General features: G+C 60.3%; 6 protein-coding genes. All 6 read left to right on the forward strand.

What is annotated here, in order from left to right:
- Positions 1 to 112: 112 nt before the first annotated feature.
- The 6 genes from OP496_RS16295 (at position 113) to cysN (ending at position 6,138) form a co-directional block, all read left to right on the forward strand.
- The gene (locus tag OP496_RS16295) at positions 113 to 370 is read left to right on the forward strand and encodes a sugar transferase (RefSeq protein WP_280564848.1); all 258 of its coding nucleotides are present in this window, start codon (positions 113 to 115) and stop codon (positions 368 to 370) included.
- Entirely contained in the window at positions 367 to 705 is a 339-nt protein-coding gene (locus tag OP496_RS16300) for a hypothetical protein (protein ID WP_280564843.1), read from the forward strand. The genes OP496_RS16295 and OP496_RS16300 overlap by 4 nt, the downstream gene beginning before the upstream one ends.
- Positions 705 to 2,471 carry an SLC13 family permease gene (locus OP496_RS16305; RefSeq protein ID WP_280564844.1) on the forward strand — a complete coding sequence of 589 codons (1,767 nt, stop codon included), beginning with the start codon at positions 705 to 707 and terminating at the stop codon, positions 2,469 to 2,471. Before OP496_RS16300 ends, OP496_RS16305 begins: the two co-directional genes overlap by 1 nt.
- A 220-nt stretch (positions 2,472 to 2,691) precedes the next feature.
- Positions 2,692 to 3,609, forward strand: a complete 918-nt coding sequence (cysD, locus tag OP496_RS16310; protein ID WP_280564845.1) for a sulfate adenylyltransferase subunit CysD — start codon at positions 2,692 to 2,694, stop codon at positions 3,607 to 3,609.
- Between the two features lie 88 nt (positions 3,610 to 3,697).
- Complete coding sequence (locus OP496_RS16315) at positions 3,698 to 4,054, forward strand: four helix bundle protein (protein WP_280564846.1); 357 nt, start codon at positions 3,698 to 3,700, stop codon at positions 4,052 to 4,054.
- Positions 4,055 to 4,221: 167 nt separating this feature from the next.
- Positions 4,222 to 6,138, forward strand: coding sequence for a sulfate adenylyltransferase subunit CysN (cysN, locus tag OP496_RS16320; protein WP_280564847.1), 1,917 nt, complete (start codon positions 4,222 to 4,224; stop codon positions 6,136 to 6,138).
- Positions 6,139 to 6,607 lie beyond the last annotated feature (469 nt).

A 6,607-nucleotide genomic window follows, 5' to 3' on the forward strand; every position in this document is an offset into this window, starting at 1 on the left:
GCGCGGCTACCGGAACGAGGCCAACTTCATCGCGATGATCTACCTGATTGGCAGCCCCGTGGGCCGCCTGCTGGATCAGGCCAAATCCACATGATGTGACGAAGAACCCTTTATCGGTCCTCGGCCGGAGTCTATGCAGCTATCGGAATGGTATGAACGTGACGTGCCTTTCTTTCGCTATCGCCATGTCGTTAGGCCGGGTATTTCCGGCTGGGCTCAAGTTGAGCAGGGCTATGCCGCAGAGATCGATGGCATGGCCACCAAGCTTCAGTACGATTTCTACTACATTAAGAATTTCTCGCTATGGCTCGACTTGCTGGTTCTGTTCAAGACGATCAAGACGGTATTTACCGGAAATGGTTCGAGATGATCGAGTTAATGGTGCTGAGGCAGGTCAAGGTAGCAGAGAAACCCAACGAAATTACGGTGACTCCCTATCTGCTAGCTACTGAATCTGCAAGGTACCTGGTGACGATTGATGCCATGGGCTGTCGGAAGAATATCGCCACGCAAAACTCATATGAGCGCGCCAATTACCTGCTGTCAATGAAGGACACCCCGCTGACCTTGGTTGATGCCTTTGAGGCAGCGTTCCCATTAGCTAGGTGTTTGGATACTGCTTATCATCACAATGTTTTGCGTGGTTTAGGCATCATGCCTGAGGTGGGGGGACCTTCGGTAACCCATAAGGAAACTGGTTACTGATGGAGTGGTCGGCATTCTTAACGTTAGCCATTGTGCTTTCAGTACTAGCGACACTTGTCATTACCCGTATAGCCCCCGATGTCGTACTGATGGGGGCGCTGGCGTTTCTGGTGGTTAGCGGTATTCTCACGCCCAGCGAAGCGTTGGCGGGGTTCGCCAACCCCGGCGTGATGACCATCGCCACGCTCTACGTGGTTGCGGCGGGGTTGAAGGAAACCGGCGCCATTCAGTGGCTGGCCCATCGCCTGCTCGGCCAGCCCCGGCGTTTGCGTCAGGCGCAGTTACGCGTATTGCTCCCCGCCTCGGGGCTGAGCGCCTTCATGAACAACACCACCGTGGTGGCCATGTTCATCCCCGCCATTCAGGAATGGGCGGCCCGCTTGCGGTTGCCGACCTCCAAATTGCTGCTGCCGCTCAGCTACGCCTCGATACTCGGGGGCACTTGTACGCTGATCGGCACCAGCACCAATCTCGTGGTGGATGGCCTGCTGCAAAGCGAGCGGGGCATCTCGCTGCACATGTTCGAGCTGGCCTGGGTGGGCGTGCCGCTGGTGGTCATCGCCGGGGGCTTTCTTTACCTGATGGCGGACCGCCTGTTGCCCAACCGCCAGGGGGCGCTGGAACAGCTCGAACAGGCGCGGGAATACGCCGTGGAAGTCCGCGTGATTCCGCAAGGCCCCCTGGAAGGCAAGAGCATTGCCGATGCCGGCTTGCGGAGCCTGGCGCATGGCTACCTGGCAGACATCGAGCGCGACGGCGCGCTGATGACTGCCGTGCCGCCGGAGACCAAACTGCAGGCCGATGACATTCTCGTCTTCGTCGGTGCGCCCGAATGCGCCCGTGAGCTGCGCCGGGTCCACGGCCTGCGCCCGGCCAACGGTGACGTGCGCAAGCTAGATATCGCTCACCACCGGCGTTGCCTGGTCGAGGCCGTAATCGGCCCGGATTTCACCGGGATCGAGCAGACGGTGCGTGAATCGCGCTTTCGCTCGCGCTATCAGGCGGTGATTCTCTCCATCTCCCGCCATGGCCGCCGGTTGCCCGGCAAGCTGGGGGATATCCGCCTCCAGGTGGGCGATACGCTATTGATGGAAACCGCCCAGGAATTCGTCTCGCAATACCAGTACCGCAAGGATTTCCTGCTCGTCAGCGCGCTCAACGACTCCACGCCGCCGGATTTTCGCAAGGCGCCCTGGGCGTTGGGTATTCTCGGCGCCATGGTGCTGGTGAGCGCCACGGGGCTGTTGAGCATTCTCGAGGCGGCGTTTCTGGCCGGCGGCGCCATGCTGCTCACGCGCTGCGTCACGGCGAGCAAGGCACGGCGCTATCTGGAGCTTTCGGTGCTCATCGTCATCGCCGCCTCGTTCGCGCTGGGCAGCGCCATGGACAAGACCGGCGCCGCGAGCCAGATCGCGCAATGGCTACTCCTGACGGACGGGCTCTCGCCCTGGATGGCTCTGGCCATGGTCTACACCCTAACAGTGATCTTCACCGAGCTGATCACCAATAACGCCGCCGCCGTGTTGATGTTCCCGGTGGCCGCCGCCGTGGCCGAGCAACTGGGCGTGAGTATCATGCCCTTCGCCATCGGCATCATGTTCGCTGCTTCGGCCAGCTTCATGACCCCGCTGGGCTACCAGACCAACCTCATGGTTCTCGGCCCCGGCGGTTACCGTTTCGTAGATTACCTGCGCCTAGGCGCACCCATGAGCCTATTGGTCGGTGTTATCGCCATTGGGCTCATACCGCTGGTGTGGGGGTTTTAGATACGAGCCACGGGCTACGAGCAGCGGGCAGGGCGTTGCAAACCTGAAGCGTCGAGGTTGCATACTGCCGAAGCTCGAAGCTCGAAGCTCGAAGCTCGAAGCTCGAAGCTCGAAGCTCGAAGCTCGAAGCTCGAAGCTCGAAGCTCGAAACCCGAAACCCGAAACCCGAAACCCGAAACCCGAAACCCGAAACCCGAAGCCTCATTTTCAAGGGACTGCTATGACAGAAATCACTCCTGAGCGACAGACCCACCTCAAGCAGCTTGAGGCGGAGTCGATCCATATCATCCGCGAGGTGGCTGCCGAATTCGCCAACCCGGTGATGCTATATTCCATTGGCAAGGATTCGTCGGTGATGCTGCATCTGGCCCGCAAGGCGTTCTATCCCGGCACGCCGCCGTTCCCGCTGATGCACGTCAACACCACCTGGAAATTCAAGGAAATGATCGAGTTTCGCGACCGCATGGCCGCGGAGGTCGGGATGGAGTTGATCGAGCACATCAACGAGGAAGGCCGGGCCGCCGGCATCAATCCCTTCGATCACGGCAGCGCCAAGTATACCGACGTGATGAAGACCCAGTCGCTCAAGCAGGCGCTGGACAAGCACGGCTTCGATGCCGCCTTCGGCGGCGCGCGCCGCGACGAGGAAGCCTCGCGCGCCAAGGAACGCGTCTACTCCTTCCGTGACAAGCACCACCGCTGGGACCCCAAGAACCAGCGCCCGGAGCTGTGGAACATCTACAACGGCAAGGTGCAGAAGGGCGAGTCGATTCGCGTCTTCCCGCTCTCCAACTGGACCGAGCTGGATATCTGGCAGTACATCTACCTTGAGTCGATTCCCATCGTCCCGCTGTACTACGCCGCCCCGCGCCCGGTGGTCGAGCGTGATGGCATGCAGGTCATGGTCGATGACGAGCGCCTGCCGCTCGAAGAAGGCGAAGTCCCCGAAGAGAAATGGGTCCGCTTCCGCACCCTGGGCTGCTACCCGCTCACCGGCGCCGTGGAATCCAACGCCGCCACGCTGCCCGAGATCATCCAGGAAATGCTGCTGACCAAGACCAGCGAGCGCTCCGGCCGCGCCATCGACAAAGACCAGGCGGGGTCCATGGAGCGCAAGAAGCGGGAGGGGTATTTTTGAGCTACGGGCTACGGGCTACGGGCTACGGGCTACGGGCTGCGGGCAACGAGCTACGGGCTACGGGCTAAAAAGCTAACAAGGAACTTACATGCGGCATGAGCAAATGGAAGTTTGGCAGCGTAGCAAACGCCTGAGTGTCGATGTTTATCGGGAACTCCGTAGCCTCCGAGATTTTGGCTTTAAAGACCAAATTACGCGCTCCGCACTGTCCATTCCTAGCAATATTGCCGAAGGTTTCGAGCGCTTTACCGAACGCGAGAAGTTCCGTTTCGTTTCTATCGCCAAAGGCTCTTGTGGGGAGTTCGCGACGCAAGCTTTGATAGGCATTGAAGTTGGCTACATTCCTGACGAGATAGGTCAACAGTGGCGTAGTGAAGCGATGGCGCTGTCGCGAATGCTTGGTTCCTTGCTTAAATCCCTATCCAACAGCCCCCGGCTGTCATAACTGAACATGAATATGGCACGGCCTGCTCGTAGTGCTCGTGCCCGGCTTAAGCTTCTGGCACACCAATCTCGAAACCAGTCAGCGAACATGAAGAGAGCACAAGCCTGCTCGTAGCCCGAAGCTCGTGGCTCGTAGCGCGCGTGCTCTCCACAAATGGGGAATGAACCATGTCACACGCCTCACCGATGATCTCGGAAAACATCGAAGCGTATCTGAAAGAGCACGAGAACAAGGACCTGCTGCGCTTCATTACCTGCGGGAGCGTCGACGATGGCAAATCGACCCTGATCGGGCGCCTGCTGCACGACTCCAAGATGATCTACGAGGATCAGCTGGCGGCGATCACCCAGGCCTCCAAGACCAGCGGCACCACCGGCGACCAGGTCGACCTGGCGCTGCTCGTCGATGGCCTGCAGTCCGAGCGCGAGCAGGGCATCACCATCGATGTAGCCTATCGGTACTTCTCTACCGACAAGCGCAAGTTCATCATCGCCGACACACCCGGGCACGAGCAGTACACCCGCAACATGGCCACCGGTGCGTCCACGGCCAGCCTCGCGGTGATCCTGATCGATGCCCGTCACGGCGTGCAGACCCAGACCCGGCGGCACAGCTTCATCGCCGATTTGCTGGGCATCCAGCACCTGGTGATCGCGGTCAACAAGATGGACCTGGTCGGCTATTCCCAGGCGCGTTTCGACGAGATCGTCGCCGAATACCGCGAATTCGCCGCCAAGCTCAACGCGCCGGACATCCACTTCGTGCCGCTGTCCGCGCTGGAAGGCGACAACGTCGTCAACAAGAGCGAGGCCATGAGCTGGTACGAGGGGCCGGCGCTGCTCAATCTGCTGGAGACCGTTGAGGTCACCCACGACCGAAACCTGACGGATCTGCGTCTGCCGGTGCAGTACGTCAACCGCCCGCACCTCGACTTCCGCGGCTACTGCGGTACGCTTGAGGCCGGTATCCTGCGGCCCGGCCAGCGCGTCAAGGTGCTGCCCTCCGGTAAGTCCTCCACGGTGTCGCGCATCGTCACCTTCGACGGCGACCTCGAGGTGGCCTATCCGGGGCAGGCGATCACCGTCACGCTCGACGACGAAATCGACATCTCGCGGGGCGACTGGCTGGTCGCGGAGGACGCCGAGGTGCCGCTGGCCGATGCCTTCGAGGCGGACATCGTGTGGATGCACGACACCGCGCTGGAGCCCGGCCGGTTGTATGACCTCAAGCTCGCCACGCGGGACCTGGCGGGCAAGATCAGCCGGATCGACTACCAGACCGACGTCAACACGCTCGAGCATCACGCCGCCGAGACGCTGAATCTCAACGCCATCGGCCGCTGCCGTGTCGAAGTCGCCGGCACGCTGCCGGTGGATGACTACCGGGTGAGCCCCGGCACCGGCAGCTTCATCGTCATCGACCGGCTGACCAACGTTACCGTGGGCGCGGGCATGGTGCATCGACATCTGGAAAGCGAGCCGCCCTACGAATACCGCACGCACGACAGCAAGGCCGAGGTGGTGTGGAACCGCTCCAGCGTGACGCCCGAGATGCGCGCGCACATCAAGGGGCACGCCGGCAAGTGCATCTGGTTCACCGGACTTTCCGGCTCGGGGAAATCAACCCTGGCGAACGCGTTGGAAGTCGAACTCAACCGGCGTGGCTACCACACCATGCTGCTGGACGGTGACAACATTCGCCACGGGCTGTGCAAAGACCTCGCCATGAGCGAAGCCGACCGCACCGAGAACATCCGCCGGGTGGGGGAAATCGCCAAGCTGTTTGCCGATGCCGGCATCATCGTGATTACCGCCTTCATTTCACCGTTCCGCTCCGACCGCGATACTGCCCGTGAGCTGTTCGACGAAGGCGACTTCATCGAGGTGCATGTCGATACGCCGCTGGATATCTGCGAACAGCGGGATCCCAAGGGGCTCTACGAAAAGGCCCGCCAAGGCAAAATCCAGGACTTCACGGGGATTAACAGTCCTTATGAAGCCCCTTCAAGCGCAGAGATAACCGTGGATAGCACGAGCCACAGCCAACAGGAATTGGTTGCCCAGATGCTGAAAAAGCTCTTCTGACTGGTCTGCTGCCCAAGATGTCGGCAGAGGTGACGCGACTCTCTGTGCCGATCGGGACGGCAAAGTACTAGTAAGGCGCCCGGCCCTATGAGGGACCGGGCGTCGTTGTGTCTGGACCTTGGGAGATAGATCCCTGTGAGGCTGTTCGTATGATGTGTGGTTTTATCAATTTCCCCGGTATGCGACGTCTGGTACTCTGTTGCGCTTTTCGTAATGTCGACATGGTCGCTATTTGTCGTGGCGCACATAACAACCGGATAAGACTTGAACCAGGGGTGGATAGGTAGATGGAAAGTAGTAGGTGGGTGCCACGGGCCGGCTGGAAGCAGACGAATCACACGGTTGGTTGGGTGGCATTATCCCTCTCTGCCAGCCTAGTTGTCCAGATGGCGATTTCGCCTGAATCCCACTCAGAGAGGGTGGTATGAGAGCTTCCATGCCAAGGTACTCCGAAGAACGTAAGGCCGCA

This window comes from Chromohalobacter sp. 48-RD10 (assembly GCF_029889785.1).
GTDB lineage: Bacteria > Pseudomonadota > Gammaproteobacteria > Pseudomonadales > Halomonadaceae > Chromohalobacter.

Excerpts from the sequence above, each read along its gene's own strand:
- OP496_RS16300 (WP_280564843.1), top strand. The coding sequence starts at position 367 with ATGATCGAGTTAATGGTGCTGAGGCAGGTCAAGGTAGCAGAGAAACCC.
- OP496_RS16305 (WP_280564844.1), top strand. The coding sequence starts at position 705 with ATGGAGTGGTCGGCATTCTTAACGTTAGCCATTGTGCTTTCAGTACTA.
- cysD (WP_280564845.1), top strand. The coding sequence starts at position 2,692 with ATGACAGAAATCACTCCTGAGCGACAGACCCACCTCAAGCAGCTTGAG.
- OP496_RS16315 (WP_280564846.1), top strand. The coding sequence starts at position 3,698 with ATGCGGCATGAGCAAATGGAAGTTTGGCAGCGTAGCAAACGCCTGAGT.
- cysN (WP_280564847.1), top strand. The coding sequence starts at position 4,222 with ATGTCACACGCCTCACCGATGATCTCGGAAAACATCGAAGCGTATCTG.